General features: G+C 55.9%; 23 protein-coding genes. 7 read left to right on the top strand and 16 right to left on the bottom strand.

The window, feature by feature from the left end; genetic code table 11:
• Window positions 1–238: 238 nt before the first annotated feature.
• The 10 genes from rfbA to KX729_RS17215 all read right to left on the bottom strand — a co-directional run bounded on the left by rfbA (window position 239) and on the right by KX729_RS17215 (window position 14,405).
• Window positions 239–1,102 carry a glucose-1-phosphate thymidylyltransferase RfbA gene (gene rfbA, locus KX729_RS17170; protein WP_219743674.1) on the bottom strand — a complete coding sequence of 288 codons (864 nt, stop codon included), beginning with the start codon at window positions 1,100–1,102 and terminating at the stop codon, window positions 239–241.
• Window positions 1,103–1,129: 27 nt separating this feature from the next.
• Window positions 1,130–2,020, bottom strand: a complete 891-nt coding sequence (rfbD, locus tag KX729_RS17175) for a dTDP-4-dehydrorhamnose reductase (protein ID WP_219743675.1) — start codon at window positions 2,018–2,020, stop codon at window positions 1,130–1,132.
• Window positions 2,017–3,081: a dTDP-glucose 4,6-dehydratase gene (rfbB, locus tag KX729_RS17180; RefSeq protein ID WP_219743676.1), complete on the bottom strand. Its 1,065-nt coding sequence runs from the start codon at window positions 3,079–3,081 to the stop codon at window positions 2,017–2,019. The genes rfbD and rfbB overlap by 4 nt, the downstream gene beginning before the upstream one ends.
• 30 nt (window positions 3,082–3,111) lie before the next feature.
• Window positions 3,112–3,675 carry a dTDP-4-dehydrorhamnose 3,5-epimerase gene (gene rfbC, locus KX729_RS17185; RefSeq protein ID WP_219743677.1) on the bottom strand — a complete coding sequence of 188 codons (564 nt, stop codon included), beginning with the start codon at window positions 3,673–3,675 and terminating at the stop codon, window positions 3,112–3,114.
• 382 nt (window positions 3,676–4,057) lie between these two features.
• Window positions 4,058–5,191: a hypothetical protein gene (locus tag KX729_RS17190; RefSeq protein ID WP_219743678.1), complete on the bottom strand. Its 1,134-nt coding sequence runs from the start codon at window positions 5,189–5,191 to the stop codon at window positions 4,058–4,060.
• Window positions 5,192–5,197: 6 nt separating this feature from the next.
• Window positions 5,198–7,018 (bottom strand): rhamnan synthesis F family protein, encoded by a 1,821-nt coding sequence (locus KX729_RS17195; protein ID WP_219743679.1) that lies wholly within the window; start codon window positions 7,016–7,018, stop codon window positions 5,198–5,200.
• A gap of 105 nt (window positions 7,019–7,123) precedes the next feature.
• Window positions 7,124–9,235, bottom strand: a complete 2,112-nt coding sequence (locus tag KX729_RS17200; protein ID WP_219743680.1) for a glycosyltransferase family protein — start codon at window positions 9,233–9,235, stop codon at window positions 7,124–7,126.
• 107 nt (window positions 9,236–9,342) lie between these two features.
• Entirely contained in the window at window positions 9,343–10,875 is a 1,533-nt protein-coding gene (locus tag KX729_RS17205) for a hypothetical protein (protein ID WP_219743681.1), read from the bottom strand.
• Window positions 10,872–13,136, bottom strand: a complete 2,265-nt coding sequence (locus tag KX729_RS17210; protein WP_219743682.1) for a hypothetical protein — start codon at window positions 13,134–13,136, stop codon at window positions 10,872–10,874. The genes KX729_RS17205 and KX729_RS17210 overlap by 4 nt, the downstream gene beginning before the upstream one ends.
• A gap of 123 nt (window positions 13,137–13,259) precedes the next feature.
• Entirely contained in the window at window positions 13,260–14,405 is a 1,146-nt protein-coding gene (locus tag KX729_RS17215) for an NAD-dependent epimerase/dehydratase family protein (protein WP_219743683.1), read from the bottom strand.
• A 334-nt stretch (window positions 14,406–14,739) separates the two neighbouring features.
• Between KX729_RS17215 and KX729_RS17220 the strand changes: the two genes are divergently transcribed.
• The gene (locus KX729_RS17220) at window positions 14,740–15,063 is read left to right on the top strand and encodes a hypothetical protein (RefSeq protein ID WP_219743684.1); all 324 of its coding nucleotides are present in this window, start codon (window positions 14,740–14,742) and stop codon (window positions 15,061–15,063) included.
• A 96-nt stretch (window positions 15,064–15,159) separates the two neighbouring features.
• Here the strand turns inward: KX729_RS17220 and KX729_RS17225 are convergent, their stop codons facing one another.
• Window positions 15,160–16,020, bottom strand: coding sequence for a hypothetical protein (locus tag KX729_RS17225; protein WP_219743685.1), 861 nt, complete (start codon window positions 16,018–16,020; stop codon window positions 15,160–15,162).
• A gap of 686 nt (window positions 16,021–16,706) precedes the next feature.
• Window positions 16,707–16,943, bottom strand: a complete 237-nt coding sequence (locus KX729_RS17230) for a hypothetical protein (RefSeq protein ID WP_219743686.1) — start codon at window positions 16,941–16,943, stop codon at window positions 16,707–16,709.
• Between the two features lie 176 nt (window positions 16,944–17,119).
• On the opposite strand from KX729_RS17230, the gene KX729_RS17235 reads away from it, so the two are divergent.
• The 3 genes from KX729_RS17235 to KX729_RS17245 all read left to right on the top strand — a co-directional run bounded on the left by KX729_RS17235 (window position 17,120) and on the right by KX729_RS17245 (window position 18,184).
• Window positions 17,120–17,299 (top strand): hypothetical protein, encoded by a 180-nt coding sequence (locus tag KX729_RS17235; protein ID WP_219743687.1) that lies wholly within the window; start codon window positions 17,120–17,122, stop codon window positions 17,297–17,299.
• A 119-nt stretch (window positions 17,300–17,418) separates the two neighbouring features.
• Window positions 17,419–17,808 carry a group II truncated hemoglobin gene (locus KX729_RS17240; RefSeq protein WP_219743688.1) on the top strand — a complete coding sequence of 130 codons (390 nt, stop codon included), beginning with the start codon at window positions 17,419–17,421 and terminating at the stop codon, window positions 17,806–17,808.
• Between the two features lie 55 nt (window positions 17,809–17,863).
• Window positions 17,864–18,184: a DUF423 domain-containing protein gene (locus tag KX729_RS17245; protein ID WP_219743689.1), complete on the top strand. Its 321-nt coding sequence runs from the start codon at window positions 17,864–17,866 to the stop codon at window positions 18,182–18,184.
• Between the two features lie 21 nt (window positions 18,185–18,205).
• Here KX729_RS17245 and KX729_RS17250 read toward each other — a convergent pair whose 3' ends face one another.
• The 3 genes from KX729_RS17250 to KX729_RS17260 form a co-directional block, all read right to left on the bottom strand.
• Window positions 18,206–18,430, bottom strand: a complete 225-nt coding sequence (locus tag KX729_RS17250; RefSeq protein ID WP_219743690.1) for a hypothetical protein — start codon at window positions 18,428–18,430, stop codon at window positions 18,206–18,208.
• A 72-nt stretch (window positions 18,431–18,502) separates the two neighbouring features.
• The gene (locus KX729_RS17255; RefSeq protein WP_219743753.1) at window positions 18,503–18,718 is read right to left on the bottom strand and encodes a hypothetical protein; all 216 of its coding nucleotides are present in this window, start codon (window positions 18,716–18,718) and stop codon (window positions 18,503–18,505) included.
• Window positions 18,699–19,073 (bottom strand): DUF2325 domain-containing protein, encoded by a 375-nt coding sequence (locus KX729_RS17260; RefSeq protein WP_376775992.1) that lies wholly within the window; start codon window positions 19,071–19,073, stop codon window positions 18,699–18,701. The genes KX729_RS17255 and KX729_RS17260 overlap by 20 nt, the downstream gene beginning before the upstream one ends.
• A gap of 278 nt (window positions 19,074–19,351) precedes the next feature.
• Here KX729_RS17260 and KX729_RS17265 point away from each other — a divergent pair, with 278 nt between their 5' ends.
• Entirely contained in the window at window positions 19,352–20,725 is a 1,374-nt protein-coding gene (locus KX729_RS17265) for an NAD(P)-dependent oxidoreductase (protein WP_219743692.1), read from the top strand.
• Between the two features lie 14 nt (window positions 20,726–20,739).
• Window positions 20,740–22,053 (top strand): NAD-dependent dihydropyrimidine dehydrogenase subunit PreA, encoded by a 1,314-nt coding sequence (gene preA, locus KX729_RS17270; protein ID WP_219743693.1) that lies wholly within the window; start codon window positions 20,740–20,742, stop codon window positions 22,051–22,053.
• 48 nt (window positions 22,054–22,101) lie between these two features.
• Here preA and ftrA read toward each other — a convergent pair whose 3' ends face one another.
• A complete protein-coding gene (gene ftrA, locus KX729_RS17275) occupies window positions 22,102–23,103 on the bottom strand; it encodes a transcriptional regulator FtrA (protein ID WP_219743694.1) in 1,002 nt (333 codons plus the stop codon).
• A gap of 70 nt (window positions 23,104–23,173) precedes the next feature.
• Between ftrA and KX729_RS17280 the strand changes: the two genes are divergently transcribed.
• The gene (locus KX729_RS17280) at window positions 23,174–23,581 is read left to right on the top strand and encodes a rhodanese-like domain-containing protein (RefSeq protein ID WP_219743695.1); all 408 of its coding nucleotides are present in this window, start codon (window positions 23,174–23,176) and stop codon (window positions 23,579–23,581) included.

Here is a 23,581-nt window from a genome sequence, read left to right on the forward strand (position 1 = left end):
CTCCCGCACGCGCCTGATGCATTCCGGCCTCAGCCGCGACGGAGCAGTGTATCTAATGATGCATCGAGAGGACATGCTCGCAGGTCATTTCAGCGAAGCAAAGGCTGTCCATCAATATACGTAGGAGAAGGCATGACCGCCTACCACGCCCGGTCGGCTCTCCAAAAAACCGGTAGCAGGCCAGTCATCACACCTGCTAACACAGCTTCAGTCGCAGGAGAACTTTGCCCGGCGCTCGTTAATCAATAATACTCGCCAAATATTTCCCGTAGGTGCTTTTACCAAGCTTATGACTCAATACAGCAAGCTGCTCCGCATCAATAAATCCCTGCCTGTATGCGATTTCTTCAGGGCAACCTATCTTGATGCCTTGCCGCTTCTGCAAGGCGCCGACAAACTCGCCTGCCTCCAAAAGACTTTCAGGCGTTCCCGTATCAAGCCACGCATAACCACGTCCCATAAGCTCGACGCTGAGCTTCCCCCGTTCGAGATAAGCCTTGTTGACGTCCGTAATTTCCAGTTCGCCACGCTGGGACGGCTTTAAGCTGGCGGCTATGTCGATAACGTCGTTGTCATAAAAATACAGCCCCGTAACCGCCCAGTTGGACCGCGCCTTCTCCGGCTTTTCCTCCAGCGAGACCACTTTCATCGCCTTATCGAATTCGACGACTCCATAACGCTCCGGGTCCGGAACATGATAGGCAAAAACGGTGGCTCCATTCGGCTCTACCACGGCACTTTTGAAAAGATCAGTGATCCCGTGACCATAGAAGATATTGTCGCCAAGTATCAGGCAGGAATTTTCCTTGCCAACAAAGTCCGCGCCAATAATGTATGCTTGCGCAAGACCGTCGGGGGACGGCTGAACGGCATAAGACAGTGAAATCCCCCAAGCGGATCCATCGCCCAGTAGATATTCGAAATTTGGCAAATCGTGTGGAGTCGAGATAATCAGGATGTCTCGTATGCCTGCCAGCATCAACGTAGACAACGGATAGTAGATCATCGGCTTATCATAAACAGGGATTAGCTGCTTCGACATGACATTGGTCATAGGATAGAGGCGCGTACCGCTGCCGCCAGCAAGAATGATACCCTTCATATGATCTTCTCTACTTTCCTACAGAACTTATTGTGTGACTAATGATGCGACAATCGCCTCTGTCGATGCTCTCCAGCACGGCAAAATCACCTCATGCGCGCTCGATAGCTTGGTGCAATTGAGGCGAGAATTCTTTGGGCGTTTTGCCGGCGTGGGATAATCCTTGGTGGTTATGCGATTAACACCCGCCGAGGGTCCATTATGATGTCCCGAATGGCGGAAAATCTCACTCGCGAAATCTGCCCAACTTGCCTCCCCCGCCGCCGTCATATGGAAAACTCCCCGCAGGTGGGGAGCATCAGAGGCACAAAGGTTTCCGGCCACCTGAAGGATTCCATCCGCAATATCCAGTGCAGACGTCGGATTTCCCACCTGATCCGCAACAACAGATACGTTATCGCGCGTCTCGGCCAGACGGAGCATCGTGCGTAAAAAGTTTTTCCCATACGGGCTATACACCCAGGCAGTGCGCAGAATGGCATAATTTTCAGTGGCGGAAGCGACTGCCAGCTCACCTGCCCACTTCGTTCGACCATAAGCACCGAGCGGAGCGACGGCATCGGTTTCGTGGTATGGTGTGCTCTTTTCGCCATCGAACACGTAGTCAGTAGAAATATGGACCAGCGGCACACCCAGACGCTTTGCGGTTGCAGCTATGACGCCTGGAGCCTCGGCATTGATGACCGAAGCAAGAGCTTCCTCGCTCTCGGCTTGATCGACTGCCGTGTAGGCGGCCGCGGAAATGACCACATCCGGTCGCGCAGCCTCAAGGGCCGCGGCAACGGTCAAAGGAGAGGCAAGATCCAACTCCGGCCGGCCAAGGGGGATGACTTCTATGTCTGAATTTGTCGACGCGCGCTCAATCAAAGAGCGCACCACCTGACCCTCCCGGCCGGTAACAACGTAGCGTTTTGTCATTTACGACTCCCGGCGGAGTTCAGGAGACCCAAACGGCTGCCGTTATAGTCTTTTCGAAGCGGCGACCACCACCACTCATTCTCAAGATACCATTTGATCGTCTTTTCAATTCCCGTTTCAAAGGTTTCCTGCGCCTTCCAACCAAGCTCGGTTTCCAGCTTGGTTGCGTCGATGGCATAACGCGCGTCGTGCCCGGGTCGGTCGGTGACGTAAGATATAAGGCGCTTGTGGGGACCTTGAGCCGAACGATGCTGGTCCATAAGGGCACAAATATGCGTCACGACATCGATATTGCGACGCTCGTTGCATCCACCGACATTGTAGGTCTCGCCGAGTTGGCCGCGCTCGACGATAATATCGAGTGCGCGGGCGTGGTCGTCGACGTATAGCCAGTCGCGAATGTTGGTACCATTACCATAAACAGGTATCGATTTACCTTCCAGCGCATTCATAATAATGAGCGGAATGAGCTTCTCTGGAAATTGGTAAGGTCCGTAATTGTTTGAGCAATTCGACACGACAACCGGCAAGCCGTAGGTGCGGTACCAAGCCTTAGCAAGATGGTCCGAGGCCGCCTTCGATGCCGAATAGGGTGAAGACGGATCGTAGGGTGTTTGCTCCGTAAACAGACCTTCATCCCCGAGAGACCCATACACTTCGTCCGTCGAAACGTGAAGAAAGCGGAAAGCCTCCTTATCCTGCTCGGAGAGCCCCTGAAAATAGAGACGCGCGGCCTCAAGCAGCCGGAACGTTCCCACGACATTGGTCTCGACAAAATCTGCCGCCCCGGAAATCGAACGATCGACGTGACTTTCCGCCGCTAGATGCATCACCCGATTCGGGCGGAAACTGTCAAACGCCTCGGCCATCGCCCGTCCGTCGGCGATATCTGCCTTGAGGAAACGGTGCGATGGATGGTTGTCGAGGGTTTTGAGCGCTGTAAGCGTGCCGGCGTAGGTGAGCTTATCGATGGTCAGAACCTCGTAGCCCTTGACATGCACCAGATACCGAACCAAGGCCGATCCGATAAACCCGGCGCCGCCGGTAACAATTACGCGCATGAAAATGTTCCTTGATTTGCGAGGCGGATATCAGCCACCGTAGACAAAATTGGTATCGATGGAAGCCAAGCTTGGCTGGATCTTGTCCTTTGCAGAAAGAACCGCAGCAGCAAAATCAACAGGCCAGTCGATTTCGAGCACGCCATCGTTCCAAAGCAAACCACGGTCATGCTCAGGGCTGTAGTAGTCCGTGACCTTGTAGGAGATCAGCGTATTCGGCTCAAGTGTGCAAAACCCATGCGCAAACCCAGGCGGTATCCACAACTGGCACCCATTGCGAGAACTGAGTTCCGCCTTTACATGGCGCCCATAGGTCGGCGACCCCCGACGGATATCGACAGCAACATCCACGATTGCACCACTGAGGCAGGACACGAGCTTGCCTTGCGCCTTTGGAGACAACTGGTAGTGCATACCGCGGACCGTGCCAACCTGCGCGGAAAGCGACTGATTTTCCTGTACGAACGTGATATCGCCTACGTGAGCCGAAAACAAATCCGCTCGGAACGTTTCCGAAAAATATCCGCGATCATCGCCAACCCTCTTCGGACTAACGTGAACCACTTCAGGAATCTCTAGTCTATCAAAATTCATTCTACGGACTTTCTACAGTAATCACCTCAGTCGCGCATTAAAAACGCAACAAAGTCTTAGTCACGGATTTCCAACCAAGACTACCTAAAGCGCATCGCGATCTTTCAGATTCGCTCCTTATGCTTTAGCTTCTTGATTTTCCGCATGTCATTTGCGCACGACCGCTCCACGCTTTTGCGCGACATGCTTTAAACTATGATGCGGTCCATCGCAACCACGCTGGCATGGCATGCCATTCTCGGATCCCCAGCGGTTGGAATGTCCCTCGTTTTGATCTCGGAGAGCGCTTCAGCACCCCTCCCGATGAACCGGTTGTCACTGGAGGCCAACGCATCCATCGATCTTTGGGTGTGACTATTGCCAAAAACCATAATTGTGCGTTTCACAGCGCCAATGCAGGCAGATGCCGTGCTAGCGCAACAGCGACATCCTCACGTGAGGGCCGGACGACTTTTCCCACAGCATCTTTCAGCTTCGTTGCCAGAACGGCCGGTCGGAAGGCTTGCAAATGCCCGGTTACCAGTTGCGGCCGATAGCTTCCATAGACTGCATCATCAATCATCGAGATCAATTCCCGCGCAGTCGAAAAGGTGACCACATTCTCGAATGTTGCCAGCAGCGCTGCCTGTGAACGGTTGAAGAAAACGACCGTTGGCGTGCCTGACAGTTCGCAGTCGAGGATCGTCGTGGAAACCGAACCAATCAGAAGATTACTGTTACAAAGGAGATCTTCAAACAGGCCATCTTCCCGTTTTGTCTCAACCCTGAAGTTTTGGACCTTCTCCGAATTCAGCTGCTCGACCATGCCCGTGAATATCTTGCTCTTCAGCTCGCCAGCGTGAGGCATCAGCACGAATTCGACGGAGCTGAATGATTTTATTGCGGCCGACAGCGCACCGTAGCAGGCCGAGCGTTCTTCGTCCGACAAGATACCCCAATGGTGATTGGTCACGCAAACCACACGTTCGCAACCCAGTTGTGGCGGTTGATGAACCCGATTGTCGAACGCTGGACTGCGAGGGTAGCCTATGGCGTGTTCTCCCTGCCAGGCAAGAACGGAGGATACAAGATTGCTGGCATCCGGTGAGGCTATAGCCGCTCCCGCACGAGAACCGATAACGGCGGCGTCCTCTTCATAGGTCAAGCCAATCTGAAACAATCCGTGCTGCAACTCAAAGACCGGAATCTTCAGCTCATGAGCCAGGGAGATGAAATTCAGGTAAGGCAGATGTTTCTTATGGGGCACAGCCCATGTCGTAATCACCGCGTCAAAGAGACCGAAGTGAGAAAGGCAAGCAGCAGCGTCGGTAAAGAACCTCAGGCCGTATTGTCGATTTAGGCTCTCAATCTTCCGATCACTCGGAAGTTTGGGAAGGAAGCAATACCAATTAAACTGCAAGCAATAGCGAAAAACCGCATCATACAACTCAAGATGATGATCGCCCTGCAAAACAATCAGGATGCTCGGCTTCCTGTCACTATTCGGCAAATCCGGTACTTTAGGCCGCGCGTACATTGAGCCTCACTTCCACTTTAGCATAAGCGACTTCCCAAAGCGCACGACCTTATGTTTCAGGCCCTTGGGTTTTGCGGCTTTCTTGGGTTCCTGCTTAGGTTCCTTTTTGGACGTCACCACCTCAGCCGGCGCTTTCACCTTGACCGGCGCCTCCGGTACGGCGCGTAACTCTGCGATTTCATGATTAAATTTCTGCGCCTGCTTGGCAGCAAGCCGTCGCATCTCCGGTTCGTCACGGCTATATCGCGTTGCAAGCTTTTCCGCCTGCTCCAATGACACCACCAGGCCTGATGCAAAGCCGGCCTGACGAGCCAGTTCCGCCATAAAGCCTTCGACACCACAGGGTTTCTGCGCCTTAACCGGCTTCATCTGTTGATGAAGTTCGCTGAGACGGTCGATATATCCGGTAGCAAGGGCTAGTCGTCCAGCGATTGCGGCGTTGCCTCTCCACGGCCAACGCGTCTGGCTCGAAGCGAAGCGCACATCCGCGGGGTAGTCGGCAAAGGTCCAGTTGCTGGCGCGTGGGCACAACGATTCCATACGGCGAATACGACCGTTGAAACTATTGGTTGGTGCAAATAGCAGACCAACACGCGGATTCGCACGGAAACGATGCGCGATATTCTTGACCGCTACCGGCGACAAGAGCAACGGGCCCCAATATTCTTCGATGGCCGCTTGCCTAAAATAGTAATCGTTGCGGTCGTCTGTCATGCAGGACAAATTATAGACTATGTCGTCCGAAGCCACGATTTCCGTAATCCGCTCTCGAAAGGCCGCAATCGGGAAGCCGGTCATTGTCCGTTCGCTCGACATTGCGGACCAGCCCAAAGCACGGGCACGAGCCAATAACGCCTCTTTCGTCGATACGAGATACACACGATTGGTTACGGGCGTCAGACGATCTGCAATATCGTCAAAGGACGCTTCATCCTCCACGGAAAGAAAAATAACCGGTCCCGGCACGTCAACCTTTGGCAAATCCGGCTGCCAATCGCCCGCTCCGACCGTCACCGTCGTACCAGTAATCGAATCAATGATCTGATCCGACGTACCCTGAGAAAGAATATAGTCCCAGATCAAATCAACGGGATAAGATGTTTCATCGTCTAACAGTCGAAAATTGGCGGCACCTGTTAAACCACCGCGGCGCTCCATCTCGAGCGCATTGAAGTTGAAAGCACGATATTTGATAAGTGGCGTACGTTTTGCGAGCAATCCCGGCAGATCGACTAACGTCGTATTACCCCGCCACTTCAGCTCATTCTCTATATATACGCTTTCCTTGAAGCCGCGGTCGACGAAATAATCGGTGAATCGAAATTCGTGGAAATGGATGGAGTCGTCGATCGATTTTATCTCAGGGAGCGTCGACCAGTATTCGCGAAACGTCGGGCTCGCATGCAGGCGCCGCCGCGTTACCAGGAAGTAGGATTGTAGGAACGCCTTGGTCTTATCCACATACTGGGTCTGGCCCCAGAAATCGATATCACGGCGCTCCATCTCGTCGAACATTTCGGCAAGATCGAAAACTGGTCCGAACACAGTGTAGTTAAACAGGACGACTTCGTCATAATCTGCGAGATTGTCATAGCCGACAACCTCGAGGCCATGGATATAGCCGCCGACGTCAAAGCCGAAATTATCCCGCACGTGGATTTCACTCACATACGGTTCGATGCGCTTTTTCTGACCATCTACCAGCGGGCCATTGGCAATGACAACAATGCGCTCGATATGCTCGGAAAATTTCGCAAGCAAATGGACAATATGATCACTTATCTTTCCATCGCGATCATAGAAAAGAAATATACCAAGTCGGCGCATTCATTTTCCTCTATATAGCCTGCTTGCATCCGGAGAGCGCCTTCCAATTTGCGCTCACGGCCATTTCAGCAAGCAGTTGCGTACAGCTTCAAGCCTGCATGGCTATTATTCCGCAATCTGCCGAACGAACTTGCCCTTACTTGCTTCTGCTTCAGCAAAAAACGAAAGGACCTGCTCACGGAGTTTATCGGTCGTGTACTCGTTTGCGAGTTTCTGCTGGGCATTTCGGACAAGATCAAAACGGTAAGACGGATCATTCGCCAAACGGTTCAGCCCGGCGACCCATTCATCGACATTGCTTGCGAGAATGCCGCACTCATCGGCACAGCATTCGTCGTAAACCGTACCCTTACTTGCGATTACTGCGGCGCCGATGGAGGTGTATTCCACCCACTTTGTGTTCGACTTCACGACATTAAAGGGTGTTTTGACCAGCGGGCATATGCCAATATCCCATTCGGACGTCGCAAACGAACTCATGAACTGTTCGTAATTGCTGATCTGTGGGCGCTTGGACACGCGATCGCCGAACTCGTCAAACGCAGCCAATTGCGGAATTGATCCGAACAGTTCGAAATGAACATCAGGGTTGCTTCGCAGGAAGGCTGTGACCGCCTCCATTATCATCTCGAGATTGTGAGTATGATCGGCCGATGCCATGTATCCAATTTTGCGTACAGGTTTTTCCGTTGCCGGCACGATGACATGACCGGAGGCGTAAATTTTGCCACTCTTCAACGGAGCCGAGGCCCCAAGCTGAAGTAGACGGTCGCGCAAATTTGGATTCGAGCAGTAGACGAGGTCTGTTTCATTCAGCAAATAGCGCACGGTTCCCACACGCATCGGATCATTGTGATAGGCATGTTTGGAGGCGCCAAGATCCAGCGGTATATTCAATAGGTCGTCATCGATATGGAACATCGTTGGAATATCACGCTCTCGCGCCCACTCTGTCATGAGGCTCGCATGAGGGCCGCTATAGCGGCAAAACACAATCATCGATGGCGCGACTGTTGCTAACTTCTCGACGATCCACGAGCGCACATCGTGCCTATCGAGATTCTTGCCGAAAGCATCCTTCAAATGCTGTTCCGTAAGAAATTCGGTGGCGATATGCCCAGCCTCCACCAGCGGCTTCAGCGGCTTGACGAAGGCCAACTGAAGTGTCGGCAGATGGCTGTTGGAAACGAACAAGATCCGACGTTCCGGCTTGGTTGGTGCCGGCGGGCGGCTCAGTCCGGGGGAAGCTCTGCGCGCCGCCGACCAAATCAGGTCGGCATAGCGGCGATAAACTTCGCGCGGCTCCACCAGCATCTTCTGATCCTTGATAAAACGTTCCTGCTGCTGGATGAAACGCTCAGGATGAGCTGATGCTTCTTCGGCAAATTGGAGCCAATCAGACAAGTCGCTCACTTGGGCGAGGCCGGAATAGTTATCTGTGTCAAGAGTACCGTTCTTATCTACCCAGACAGCGGTCGGGATACCTGCCAAGACCATGTCGATAATGATCGAAGACGGCGCCGAAATACCGTAGGAAAAGCCGGTCAGATTGACTTTATAAATCGGATCGTTGTTGATCACGACGTTATCCGCCAGCGCTATGCCATTTTTAAGTGTATATTGGCCGGCGGGATGAGGGCGAAGCGTAACGCCCTGCTGCTTGCTTGCCAACTCTTCGCAAAACTGGCCGAACAGTTCTCCAAAATCTACTTTAAACCCAGGACTGGAGCTAAGCCGAATTGAATGCAGGTTCTCACAGACAATACCGCGACCAACCGACGCCTGACGTGGTGCTCTCTGAAGCACGGACGTAGGCCCGGTAACAAATAGCTTGCTGCGTTGCGAAGGTATTACGGACGTCAGTCTTTCCGACTCGCACCAGCCGCAGATAACATCGGCCGCAAAGATATTTTCTCTGCCATGGGCAAGATCATGCTCTCGGCTCTGAAGGAACCCGACACACTCATAACCATGCTGTAGCGTCACCGTGACAAAGGACGCCGGCGCTGAACGAAGGATATCGTGTACGATTTTGTGAGGGGGGAGGCCTGATTCGCTGGGCGCGAAGATTATCCCCGAGCGACTTTGCAAATATTGTAACGCATGCGCCTCTTTCTCGACGACCAGCACCTCTGCACCGGTTGCCTCCGCGACTTCTTTGACCTCTGCCTGCCAACGTCCGTCACCGTCTCTCTTGATGAAAGCCTGGGTAAGCATGAAGCAGGTCTTCAGCCCAAGATCCCGAGAGGCAATAAACGCCAAAGGCCGAGCAACGCTGACGTCCTGAACAAGGTTTATTATCAAGACTACGGATGGAACAGTGATCATTGGAGTCCGAACGGTTCAACTACGTTGTCGATAGCAGCACGGTGCGCGGTTCTGGAGAGTTCGGAAACAAAGCAATCACTATCGGGAAATAGCTTTCCTACAACGGTATTCATAACCTTCATGACGTCCTGATAAGCTGCATATTTTCCGGACGCAGAGGTGCTTTTTCCGAGGAACGCGACATTAAGCGAAAGCTCTGGAATGGCTTCCTGAGTTATTTTGTAGAATGGAATATCGTTAATCGATCCATGCTCGGTACTCATCTGCCTAAAAGCATCCGAAAGGAGAGCTCTCGCCCTCTTGGACAAGAGGATGTTTAGCCCAGTGCACTCGTCGCTCCATTCGAAACGGACGTCATAATTCAGGCTCATCGCCGTAAACGGACTGGAGACGGAGAGGCCCTTCTGGCGCCGCACAAACTTATGGATCAACCCCGTACTTCCAATTCCGTGCAGGAACAGGATAGTAGAATCAACTTTCGACGGTTCCTGCGGCTTGGTCATTTTGACGGACGCCACCGTATTCAGGAACGCCGACAGGTTATTTGCTCCTGCAACCGGGTCCGCATGCAAATGAAGAAGATGCTCAAGCGCTTTTAGCGTCTCCAACCGCAAACGCGGTTGCTTGCGCTCCAGATCGTCGCCAAGCGTGCTCACATCGCGGTAGATGATTGTATCGAATACCTCATAAAGCGGATAGCCAACAGACAAAATTTGGCATCCGAACGAAAATGCGGTTATGCACCGGTTCAATGATTTGGCGACACTGAAGCTTTGCGCCGAAACTGGCAAGAAAACGACGTGGGATCGCGACAACAGCGCTTCTTCTTCCGCCTCGCTCCATTCATGCAATTCGAAAGGCACAGGTATAGCCGCCAACGACGCAAGCGCATCCGCTGTCATCGCCTGGCTATTTGTCATAATTTCCAGACGAACTGTGAACCCAAGATTCTGTAAAGAACTCAAATGTGGACCAAATGCAGCCAGATCTGCAAGCCCGACCGGGAATAATGCGTTATCTCCACGACCATACCAGGCCACTCTCAACGTTCTTGTAGCCCATAGATCGCTGTGCTTGGCGTTCAGCAGGCGTCTCAACTTCTCGATATCGAACGTATCGAAAGAGTCCCCCATGACGTGAACGGGCAACTGCGGGGCATAATCTCGCACGATATCGATGAATGTAGGGGTAGAGCACAAAACGAAATCGGCGTTCGGCAGGAACTCTTCCAACCAGCTGCGAAACCGCCGCGTTTGGCCGTTGTCGTGCTGACTGAAGTAGTCGTCAAACAGATCGACCCCTACGATCTTGCCGGCTCGGGCAGCCATACGTGCAATAAGTTGGGAGGTTGCCTCATAGCATTTACTGAACAGATAGACGTCGTGATCGAGATCCTTGAATGCATCGATTGGCAGTACCGAGACTTCATGCCCTGCAGCAAACAATGGCGCCCTTAGACGTTGGTAACGTATTCTTGCGCCCGCATTGCTTAGATATCGTTCTGTAGGAACAACGATACAGATCTTCATGCGACAAGTCTCCTTATCTGCACAGACGACGTCTCCAGTTGGCGAAGATCGGGGAACAGATCGGTTTCCATCGAGAAAATGTCTATCTGCTCTCCTTCTCGCGACTGTAGACCTGCGGTGAAAGTCGTGGTGAGAAGGTGGAACCGCCCCATGGAAATCATGTTCGACCAGAACTTGGTTGTCATATTCTGACCGGCTTCATCAAAACCGCCAAACTGGCGCCATTCCGCTGTACGAGCCATCAAAACACGGCCTGAACTAGAGGCCACCGGCCATCTTGCCGGCGGCAGCAACGGCAAGGTTTCCTCCAGGGCGGAGATTATCGAAGAAATTTGACCGTCTGCACCAATCTCGCCGAACCAACCTGCGAAGACCGGTGCCAGCTTGACCAAGTTCTTGTTGGACTGCCGCTCGCCAATCAGAAAACAACTTGCGGAAGCAACGTCCGCCGACACCATCAGCGAAGCCAGTTTCTGGATAGAACGCGGTTCATGCAGGAGAATCGGTGCGGCCATGATCAGCAGTAATTCGCTTTCGACCATGGCGGCCAAACGGTTAAGTACGGCGTTGTTGCTTTCGCCCTCCTCGGCCACAATGAACCGGCCCGCCCCCGGGAAGAGCCGTTGCAGATGATTTTCAATGAGAGGTGCATCAGCGAGATCGCCGGCGACCAGTACTTTGAGACCCTGTACGCCGAGTTGCAGAGCAATGGCTTCCAGGCATGCTATTGCCGCGATGGCATCAGCGGATGCGTTCAACAACGCTGTCGTTGTCGGAACGGCAGCGGCCTCAACAGCCGTTGATCCTGCCGATTCGATCGCATCAGTCGACATCGTTGGGTATACGAGGGAAACTTCATCAATCGGACCAAAACGGCAGAAGCGGATGGCTGAAACCGCAGTCCTGGGCTGCACATTCTCTGTCCCCAACGCTGAACTGTCCAGCAGTTCAAGCTCCGGAAAAAGCGCCCCCGCCTCCATGGAGTTTACAGCACCACAAGGCCGCTCTGGTGGCCGGAAAAGCCATTTTGGCATGTTGTCATGGATTGACGCCATGACAAAACCGGATTCGACAATTGCCGCACCAAACCCCCAGTTCGACATCAATGCTTCCACAGTGGGAATTGCATCAACAGAAAGCCGCAGGGCTTTACCGCCTTCACCGAGAACATGGGCGGCAACACCTGGCTCCACGCCAAGAGATGCCAGGATATAATTGCGCACGGTATCGTTCTCGGCGGACGGCAAATGAGAAGCGACCAGCTTAAGCCCAAGCACGCTCTTCAACCAATAAAGCAGATCGGGGGCGAAAATCCTTTCAGTCCCCGTAGCGGGGCGAAGATCGATCTTGAGTTCCGTAAGGCGAGCGCTGGGTTGGCGGTGGAGTGCTGATTGCAACAACATGCCACCAACCTCACACAGTACGCCAAGATAAGGCTTCTTCCCTGTTGTCGCCAACAATTCGCCGTAGTGAGGTCCACCTCGGCAAAGAGACGGAAATGGCAGAATAACAAGCTCGACGAGTTCGCCGCCCTGCTCGCAAACCGACATCAGCAGCGGTAAATAAGGATTGGCAAGCTTTACATCGACAAAGGTCGTCGTATCTGACGCAACCGGTTGCTCCATCAACTGCCGCACGCTATTTTCATGGGCGGGATCGCGTTGATAGCAACGCACAATCTGGAAGGTTGCCTCTCCGCCATTTTTGGGAAGCATGCGCAACCGCAGCGTTTCGCGGTCGACAAACCAAATGTCACCCAGGTCAAAACATGTGTTCGCATCGAATACGAGCATATCCGTGGATGACGCGGGCACCGGATCGCTATCTGCAGGCGGAGCGACCGAACTGTGCCAGCTGATCCGATCGAAGCGCTTCAGAACCCCCTCGAGCCTCTCCCTTATCGCTGGCGCCCCTCGCGGTCTGCCAAGAGAACGCCCACGAATTTCCAATACCTGTATTGCGTCTTCCGCGCTTTCAACGCTCTTCCATGCGGACGGCAGGTCAGTCGGATGAAACGGAAATGACGGCGGCACGTGCTGAGAACGCGACCGTCCCTCGACCTTCTTCTCTGCTTTCTGCTCAGGGGCGGCGGAGCGGGGCGCGTTTTGCGACTCCAGATCGACGGCTTTCTGGGCAACGGTTGTCGCCTTTTGCCGAACCTTCTCTCCACCCTTTTTCTTAGCCTTTTTAGGCTTGCTCTTCAGCGAGGGGAATATAAGCGATAACGCCTTCCGCAGGTATTTCTTCAGCTTCTTCAACATACCCCCTACCTATTCAGTCAGTAGATGCAGGAATCAAATACGACGATTCTCGCATCTTCAAACAACGCCCACGGTGCATGCCTGATCACAATTCCGCTGTAGCAACCGTACACCGGCCGAAGATCATCCCATCATTTTCCGCTTGGAAAGCTCCTCGTTAGCTTGATCGAGGCGATCCTCGGGAAGGGGCTGAGCGAGAACCCACGACGCAAACCGGGCCAGACCCTGCTCTAACTCGACAGTAGGCACAAGGCCCAAGTGGCTACGAAGCCTGTTCACGTCGGCCATGTTATGCCTGATGTCGCCCAACCTGAACTGCCCACTCACCCGAACGCGCTCCTCGGCATTAAATGCGCGGCACAAGGATTTGGCTATCTCGAGCACGGGCGTTGCCACGCCGGACCCCACATTGATGACGCAATTCGGGGAAACCTCGGCTTGAACAGCCTTGGCAAACGCAGCAGCAACGTCAGAGACATGGACGAAATCACGGCTTTCAAGCCCATCCTCAAAAATCGGCAGCTCAAGACCACGCCGGATGCGGGTGGAGAAAATGGACAGTATGCCTGTATAGGGGTTGTTGAGCGACTGCCCTTCCCCGTAAACGTTCTGAAGACGAAGGATCGCATATCCCACACCGGCGCTCTCGCAAACGATGCGAATGAGATCCTCCTGGGCCAGCTTCGTTGCCGCGTAGACAGAGGCCGGAGCGGTACGATCATTCTCGCGCGTGGGAACGGCCGTCAGGGCGGCACCCGTATCCGGGCACACAGGTTCCCACTGCCCGGATCGCATTGCTTCAGCGGTCCGAGAGGATGGTGTTATACGGGCTGCATTTTGCCCGCCTGAATACACATAAGCCCCTTCCCCATATACCGAGCGCGAGGAAGCAAGCACCACCCGACGGACAGAAGGAGCCGCGCCGTTGGCGAGGAGGTGGACCAACAAGGCAGTACCCTGCACGTTCTCACGGCAATACCGATCGATTTCGTACATGGATTGCCCGGTACCCGTTTCTGCCGCCAGATGAATAACGGAATCAACGCCGTCCAGCGCCGCACGAAGATCGACTTCATTGGTGACGGATCCCCTCACGAACTCGAGATTTGCCGTATTTGTCAGCCAATCGAGACCATCACCCGGGAGCATGCCATGGATTTGCGGCGCGAGGGTATCGAGCACGCGAACAACGCAACCTTGGCCGACGAGCATTGGCACCAGGTGCGACCCGATGAAGCCGGCGCCACCGGTTACCAATATAGTTTGCACTCTACTGCATCCTTCTACTGTATTCGTGACAGCAGTTTATCTCTGGAATTCAGTTAACAACCGTTCGTTTAGAACACGCCCTATGCATTGTCAAATTCCAAGGAGCACCGTGAAATGGCTGAAATCGGCACCTCGAAATTTGGTGTGACAGCGTTTTCATCGAAAGATTCAGGCGGCTTAAGAGGATTTGACTCGCGCGCCCTCGTTTCGTCCTCAAATAGCACGCAGCCATCCGCAATTCGTCGAAAGAAGACGCATATTTTCCGGCGTTCTTGTGACTTAGATGATGGCGACCTATTTACGCCGTCACGCCAGGAGTTCAGAGGAGACTTGAGTGAGCACCGAATTCGGCCCTTATGTACAGATGCGCAAACTCGCTCAGCAAATGGCCATCCAATATCAGAAGGATATTGACATCGCGCTCGTGCCGCTCCTCGCTCATTTCATGGATGAAGTCGAAGTGAACGTAGCGTCGGACCGTTTCGACCACTCGGGATTTATGGAAAAGATTCGGGAACCCCTGAAGCTTGATGCCGAGGTGACATTGGATGATCGTCGCAAGGAGTTTCTGAAAGCCGTTGCGGACGCGCTTCAGGAGCGCATCCAGCGTAAAGCAACGGCGCCGGGCTTGGCTCCAGAAGTCTCCGGACCGGCCTGATTGCGCCGCAAGGGACGGAGCCGGTGGCCGGGCCAGCCGGTGGCCTTCAGGAGAGCCCTACGTCCGTCCAGCTGTTCAAGCCGAAATGCCTATCCCTCACACGATGGCAAGCCCGTAAGCATTATCAATGATAAGCAGCTTCGCCGCCTGTATCCCGGCATATTGCCTGACGAAATCCCGCGAAACCCAAAGTGGGGACCGGCCGGCGGTGCCGCTCCAGCCGACGGCATTGCTGGCAGCGGCGGCGGCGAGCGTACGGCCGGCATGGGTGCGCGACAGGTTGAGCGAGCGCGCCAAGGCGGAAACGGAATTGATACCCGTCGTCAATCTTTCCTGTTCGGCCAGCGCGGCGATATCCACGCTGGCGACCAGGCGGTCCATCAGGCTGCCTCCATCATCCACCGAAGCGAAAACCGCATAAAGCGGTGCAGGCCTGCGGATCTCCTCACTGACAAGAAGCCCATGCGCCACATATGGATGCATCCTGGGCAGAAGTGTCTGGCTATCTTCCTGAAGCCTGACGACACGCGTGCCGCCGTCGAGCCCATCCAAGGCGCTCAAGTGCAAACCATACCAGGAAATGAGGGCTGACAAAGCTTCCGGAGCCGGTTCAGCAACGTTTTTGAGGGATGGAAAGGCCTGAACTGGTTTGAGGATGCCGTAATGGAGCACTTCGGTATAAAACGCGGTCGCTGTATTTCGGCTTGCCAGGCCGTGTTCGACCACGGCCTCGATGAAATATCGCCGCACAAGACCGAGATGTCCGCCGGCCATGCCTGCAAAATAGTGTGATACGGCAAGATGCGACATCAGCCACCGCTGCTGCGTCGAAAACAGCGAGCCAAGTCTCGGTGCCAATGCCTGCCCCGCCTGCAGGCCTGCCGCCATCTGATGCACAATCTGAAAGAACCCCGGGCGGGCGAGCAGATCGGCTATCTTCGTTTCGAGTGACTGCATCCGGTCCTGCGGCATGAAAGAATTCGCTTTGTCTTGCGCTTCCATCGAAGGGGTCCGGAAAACGCGGAATTGCCTTACTGCGTGTCTGGAACACCCGCAAGATTCTCAGCCTATCAGCATGCCAAAAAGACCGGTTTCCCTCGCCTCCGAAGACGCAACCAAGAACAGTCACTTCTTGGAAGTTGAATTTACCGCCTGCCCTGATATGACCGATGAAATCCGATAGGCGTTACCCCTCTGTCTTGCGCAGGAGTGAGTGCCCGTCGAGGGAAACATGACGGATGCTTGCACCGGGCGCAATACCGTGGCCGGTGTATCGACGCGTATTCTTTGTGCGACCGTCTTTTCCGCCTTATCGCTCCTCAACACATCCTGTCTGCCATCCATCGTCGTTGGACAACAGGTGCTTGAACGTAGTCTTCCGGCGGATCAAGGTTGCGGACACCACACGGCTTGATTCCAACAGGACCGACGGATTTGTCGAACCTCGAGTGAGGATGCCCGCGCGGAAGCTGGGGCCTGCACGAGAACGCTCGAAATGCCCCGCGTCGGCCAGCACTTATCGTCTTTCAGCCTGCAGGAAATTCATTCACATCATCCGCTGATGAGGCTTGTCTGCGCGGCGTGCTGGGTTCGGCCTGCGCATCATCCGCTTCCCGGCAACGTAGGATCGGTCTTCGGCGGCATCAGGCCGCAGCATAACCCTTCAGGCCGCCTTCGAGACGCACCGGGCTTTTTCGCGCCCTCCGCTTGGCACGTACGATGGCCGGCTGAACGATCGGCGCCCGCACGACGGGCTCCATGTCATCCGCCAGACATTCCTCGGAATAATGATTCTGGTAAGCGCGACTCATGCGCCAGAAGGCGGCAATCAGCCCAACCAAGGCAAGCGATGGAATGAAGACTGCAAGAAGAGCAAGCATTGAAATCCCTCCAACCCGTATGCCATCTAGCGCTCGGAATCGCTAACACTTGGTTGCGACGAAAAAGTGAGAAATCATCCACGATTCCACATAAACGCGTAGCCTTACTCAAGGCTGGAACTCCCTTTGCAGCCGGGACGTTGTCCGTCACCGACCGCTACTCCGGAGAACCGATTATGGCTGATGACAAGACCGCGCAGGAAGCCGTCGAACATATCGACAAGCAGAAAAAAGCCGGAAACCACCCCGCTGCAGGCCCCCATGCGAAATCGCACCTGACCGACAAGGACAAGACGCCCGGCACCGGCTCGCTGGCCGATCCGGATGCCAAGGAAGCCGATGCTGGCCCCGATTGATCCCGCCACCTGCACACTGACGAATGCCGGCGCGGCAACTCGCCCTTGCGACGCCATGGCGCTTGCCCGCTTCAGCAGCCGGGGATAACACCGCATCGTGGACGAACGAGAAGCGGGCAATGGCAGACGAAACCATTACACTTTACGAGGCGATCGGCGGCGATGCGACCATTCGGGCGCTGGTGAAACGCTTCTATGAACTGATGGATACGCTGCCGGAAGCCGCCCGCTGCCGCGCCATCCATCCGGCAAGCCTCGAAGGCAGCGAAGCGAAACTCTACGATTATCTGACCGGCTATCTCGGCGGCCCTCCCGTCTATGTCGAGAAATACGGCCATCCACGGCTTCGCTCGCGCCATTTCGGCGCAGAGATAGGTCCGTCGGAGCGCGACGAATGGATGCTCTGCTTCCGCCGCGCAATGGAAGAGACGATCGAGAACCCGAAGCTTTGCGACATCATCTGGCCGCCGATCGAACGGCTGGCCCATCATATGCAGAACAAGGAATAGGCCGTTGGAACGATTGGACAATCTGCGGCCGTTGATTCTGTTTGTGAGCGGCTTGATGGGCGCTGCCGGGGTGGCGCTTGCTGCTGCCGCAAGCCATGGCGGCGACACGCTATTCCTCGGCTCGGCCTCGACCATGTGCCTTGCGCATGCGCCGGTTCTGCTCGGGCTTTATCTCGGCCACAAACATATTCGCACTGCGACGGTAGCGGCAATGATACTCGGCCTCGGCACGATCGTTTTTGCCGGAGACCTCGTCTCACGCCACTATCTCGGCGACCGGCTCTTTCCGCTCGCCGCACCGTTTGGCGGCACGATGATGATGTTGGGATGGCTAGCCGTGGCGGCGGGCGCCTTTTTCAGAACGCAGAACCGCTGAATTTCGGCGTTGCCGAGACTGTCACCAGTCCTGATTGCAGTCGGTGATCTCGCAGGTATCTTCGTCCGCGGCATTCGCTGCGCATTCCTGAATTGCTCGCTTCAGGGCGGCCTGCCGCGTGCTGTAGCGTTCCGACCAGCCGGAAGCGCCATCCTCTGCTTCAGCAACGCACCCCCAGGCAAAAGCAGGTGCCGAATGCCCGACAGAAACAAGAAGCAGGACGGAAAGAAGCAGCGTGCGGCGCAATGGAATCTCCAACCAAAAGAGCAAGAGATATTCTTACGCGCAATTTGATAACAATTGCCTGAACGGCGAGAACTATTTTCGAAACGAAAGCACCCTGCCCATTTCGTCAATCGGCACGTCCGAAGACTGCGATCTCGATCCGGCCGGGAAGGTCACGACATTGGTCATATCTGCCTCGGCCCGAGCCGTTAGCAGCGCATAAAGCTCGGGCACCAGACCATCGCCATTCTGCGCGGCCAGCTTATGCAGGCCGATGAAAAGGCTGGCGTCACGACGTTCTTCGTTCATCATTGCGTTCCTTCATGGTCTGAAGCGCCCGCTCCAGACTGGACTTCGAGCCGTTGCGAAGCGGCACGAAGGCGACGCCGAACTTCTTGCAGCCGGTCTTCACCCTCAGACACGCATCATGGCTGATACAGTCGATGGGGCAGAAGACGCAGTCGACCGACGGCAGCACGGTATCGATGCGGGAAACCGCCTCGCGCAGGCCCCCATCATGATGGATCAGTTCAGCCCCGAAATTGCTGGCGATTTCGCGAAGATGCGCCACCTGGCAGTCGCGCCCGCCGACATAAAGGAAGCTGCGCACATCAGGCGCGCCATTGTCGCCGCGTACCGACCCCTGACCCTGGGTCTTGGACATGTCCGCAGCGCCGTTATTGCCGTTCTTCCGCTTCTGCTTTTTCGCCATGGTGCTCCCCACTTGGCAGAATCTCTGTGGGGCAAAACCCCTTCGATGGCGCGCACCATATTAAAGTTGATTTTCAGAGTAAAGATTAAACTCGACTCTTTTTATCAGGATATATCCGGCGACCTGAAACGCAGCTTTTCCCTTAAAAATTTACCGTTTGATAAATTTTTTTGCTGTGCTACCTTTTGCGCAATAGTTGTCCATGAATCCGATAAAAGAGGGAACATAAGATGGAACGACTGGGAAGCGGCTCACAAGCCGGCATTGCGGCTGCGCGTCTTTCGCAGGCGCAATACGACGCCAATTTTTCCGATCTCCACCCGCGTCTCGACAAGCACGAGGCGCTGGTCGCATCCGATCGCTGTTATTTCTGTTACGACGCGCCGTGCATGACGGCCTGTCCCACCTCCATCGATATCCCGCTCTTCATCCGGCAGATATCGACGGGCAATCCCCTGGGCTCGGCCAAGACAATCTTCGACCAGAATATTCTGGGCGGCATGTGCGCCCGCGTCTGTCCCACCGAAACGCTGTGCGAACAGGCCTGTGTACGCAACACGGCCGAGGACAAGCCTGTCGAGATCGGCAAGCTGCAGCGTTATGCAACCGACATCGCCATGGAACAGGGACGGCAGTTCTACAACCGCGCGGCCTCGACGGGTAAGACGGTCGCCGTGGTCGGTGCAGGGCCGGCAGGCCTGGCAGCAGCCCACCGCCTTGCTGTCAACGGCCATTCGGTGACGGTGCTCGAAGCCCGTAAAAAATCCGGCGGCCTCAACGAATTCGGCATTGCCACCTACAAGTCGGTCGATAACTTTGCGCAGCGCGAAGTGGATTACGTCACCGCCATTGGCGGCATAGAGATCGAGCACGGCAAGGCGCTCGGCCGCGATTTCTCTCTCTCCGACCTCACCGGCAAATATGACGCCGTTTTCCTCGGCATGGGCCTTGCCGGCGTCAATGGCCTCGACGTTGAAGGCAACAATCTCGATGGCGTCGAGGATGCGGTCGATTTCATCGCCTCGCTGCGTCAGACAAAGGACAAGTCCGTGCTGCCGATCGGTCGCCGCGTCGTCGTCCTCGGTGGCGGCATGACCGCAATCGACGCCGCGATCCAGGCAAAGCTGCTCGGCGCCGAAGAGGTGACGATCTGTTACCGCCGCGGCAAGGAAAACATGAACGCTTCGACCTATGAACAGGATCTTGCCACTGCCAACGGCGTCATCATTCGCCACTGGCTGGCGCCGAAATCGATCATCGGCAAGGACGGAAAGGTCGCCGGAATCGAGGTCGAATATACCGCCATGGCAGACGGCAGGCTCGTCGGCACGGGTGAAACCGGCATCATCGCCGCCGACCAGATCTTCAAGGCGATCGGCCAGAACTTCTCCGCCTCGGGCCTCGGCGCACTGCAGTTCGAACGCGGCAAGATTACCGTCGATCTCGAAGGCCGCACTTCGATCGAAGGCGTCTGGGCCGGCGGCGATTGCATCGGCACAGGCGAAGACCTGACCGTCTCGGCAGTCGCTCAAGGGCGCGATGCCGCCGAATCCATCAATCGGGCTCTCGCCGCAGGTCTGCAGCCAGCCACCGCAGTGGCTTGAGGAGGGATTAGACAATGGCTGATATCCGCAACAATTTCGTCGGCATCAAATCCCCGAACCCGTTCTGGCTCGCGTCTGCGCCGCCGACCGACAAGGCCTATAATGTCGAGCGCGCCTTCAAGGCGGGCTGGGGCGGCGTGGTCTGGAAGACGCTCGGGGAAGAAGGCCCGCCGGTCGTCAACGTCAATGGCCCGCGTTACGGCGCGATCTGGGGTGCCGACCGCCGCCTGCTCGGTCTCAACAATATCGAGCTGATCACCGACCGCGACCTCTACACCAACCTTCGTGAGATGAAGGAAGTGAAGCGGAACTGGCCGGACCGGGCAATCATCGCCTCGATCATGGTCCCGTGCGAAGAGCAGGCCTGGAAAGCCATCCTGCCGTTGGTCGAGGAAACCGAATGCGACGGCATCGAACTGAACTTCGGCTGTCCGCACGGCATGTCCGAACGCGGCATGGGTGCCGCGGTCGGCCAGGTGCCGGAATATATCGAAATGGTCGTGCGCTGGTGCAAGCAATATAGCCGCATGCCGGTCATCACCAAGCTGACGCCCAACATTACCGATATCCGCCGTCCGGCGCGTGCTGCAAAACAGGGCGGCACGGATGCCGTGTCGCTGATCAACACGATTAACTCGATCGTGTCGGTCGATCTCGATAACTTTGCCCCGAACCCGACGGTCGGCGGCAAGGGCTCGCATGGCGGCTATTGCGGCCCGGCGGTGAAGCCGATCGCGCTGAACATGGTGGCCGAGATCGCCCGCGATCCGGAAACTTATGGTCTGCCGATCTCCGGCATCGGCGGCATCACCACCTGGCGTGACGCGGCCGAATTCCTGACGCTTGGCGCCGGCAATGTGCAAGTCTGCACCGCGGCCATGACCTACGGCTTCAAGATCGTCCAGGAAATGATCACTGGTCTTTCCGACTGGATGGACGCCAAGGGTCATCGCAACCTCGACGACATCACCGGCCGTGCCGTGAACAACGTCACCGACTGGCAATATCTCAACCTCAACTACATCGCCAAGGCGCATATCGACCAGGACGCTTGCATCAAATGCGGCCGCTGTCACATCGCCTGTGAGGACACCTCGCATCAGGCGATCACCTCGATGGTCAACGGCGTCCGTCATTTCGAGGTCATGGAAGAGGAATGCGTCGGCTGCAATCTCTGCGTCAACGTCTGTCCCGTCGAGAACTGCATCACCATGGACCAGATCCCCGCCGGCGCCCTGGACAAGCGCACCGGCAAGATCGTCGATCCGAATTACGCCAACTGGACAACCCACCCGAACAATCCGATGGCCCGGCAGGCCGCGGAGTAAAAGCTCCTCCAGCAGACTAAAGCGGCCGTCCGTTGGGCGGCCGTTTCTTTATGCGCCGAACGATTTTCGATACGCGCTCGGGCTCGTTCCAAGCCGCTTGCGGAAGTGGTGCCGCATCGTTGCCAGCGTGCCGAAACCGCAGGCAACCGCGATGTCATCCAGTGAAACGGACAACTGCTTTTCGAGAAGATCGCGGGCGTGGCGCAGCCGCTCCTTCAAGAGCCATTCGCCGACGCTGTCGCCGGTCGCGGCTTCGAAACGGCGCTGGAAAGTGCGCATGCTCATACCCGCTCGTTCGGCCAACAGTCGGATCGGCTGCTCTTCGGCGAGCCGCTCGCGCATCCATTCGATCAACGGTCCAAGCCGCAACCCCTCTCGCTCTTCCGGCACGGGTGCTGCAATGAACTGCGCCTGCCCGCCTTCGCGATGCGGCGGCACGACGAGGCGGCGCGCGACGCTATTGGCGGCGTCAGTGCCGAAATCGCCGCGCACCACATGCAGGCAGAGATCGATGCCGGCAGCGCTACCGGCAGCCGTCAGGGTGTCGCCTTCGTCCATGTAGAGAACGCCCGCATCAAATTGCGTGTCCGGATATCGGTCGGCAATGGCGTCCACATAACGCCAATGGGTCGTCGCCCGCCGACCGGAAAGCAGGCCCGCGGCGGCCAGGACGGCTGCACCGGAGCAAAGTGACATCACTCGCGCGCCCCGCTCATGTGCGCCCCGCAGCGCCGTGACCAACGGCTCCGGCACCGGCGCATCGATGGCCCGCCAGCCGGGCGCGATGATGAGATCGGCCTCTTCCAGCAATTCCAGTCCACTATCGACGGAAACGGTCAAACCTCCGGCAGCCCTTAGCGGCCCCGGCTCGATACCCGCCACAGAAAACCGGTACCAATCCTCGCCCATTTCCGGACGCGGCAGGCCGAAGACCTCATAGGCGATGCCGAACTCGAACGTGCAAAGCCCGTCATAGGCAAGCGCCACCACATGCGGACCGCGGGTTTTGTAAAGAGACAATTTTGGCATGATCTTTACGCAGTCAGTCATGATGGCCAATTTCGTCCATCCCTAACATCGACGATGATCGGCTGCAACCTCACGAGAGAAGGACTGCTCCATGCCAAGCCCCGTTTCTGAATTCCCCACCGCAGCCCCAGAAAATGCTGCCGAACACTTTGCCCGCAAACTCGCCTTCGAGGCTGATTGCTGGGATGTCCACGCATCATTTGCTTCCGGAAAGGTGGATTTTGTCCTGCTCGACGTGCGTTCGCCGACGCTCTTTGCCGAGGCCCACGTGCCCGGCGCGCTTAACCTGCCGCATGGCAAGATAACCGCCCACCGTATGTCCGAATGGCCGACCGACACGCTCTTCGTCGTTTATTGTGCGGGCCCGCATTGCAACGGCGCCGACAAGGCCGCACTTCGCCTTGCCCGGCTCGGGCTTTCGGTCAAGCTGATGATCGGCGGCATGACGGGCTGGGCCGATGAAGGTTTTTCCTTCGAAAGCACCGCCGCAGCTGCCTGA

Origin of the sequence: Neorhizobium populisoli, assembly GCF_019430945.1 — a bacterium.
GTDB classification, from domain to species: domain Bacteria; phylum Pseudomonadota; class Alphaproteobacteria; order Rhizobiales; family Rhizobiaceae; genus Neorhizobium; species Neorhizobium populisoli.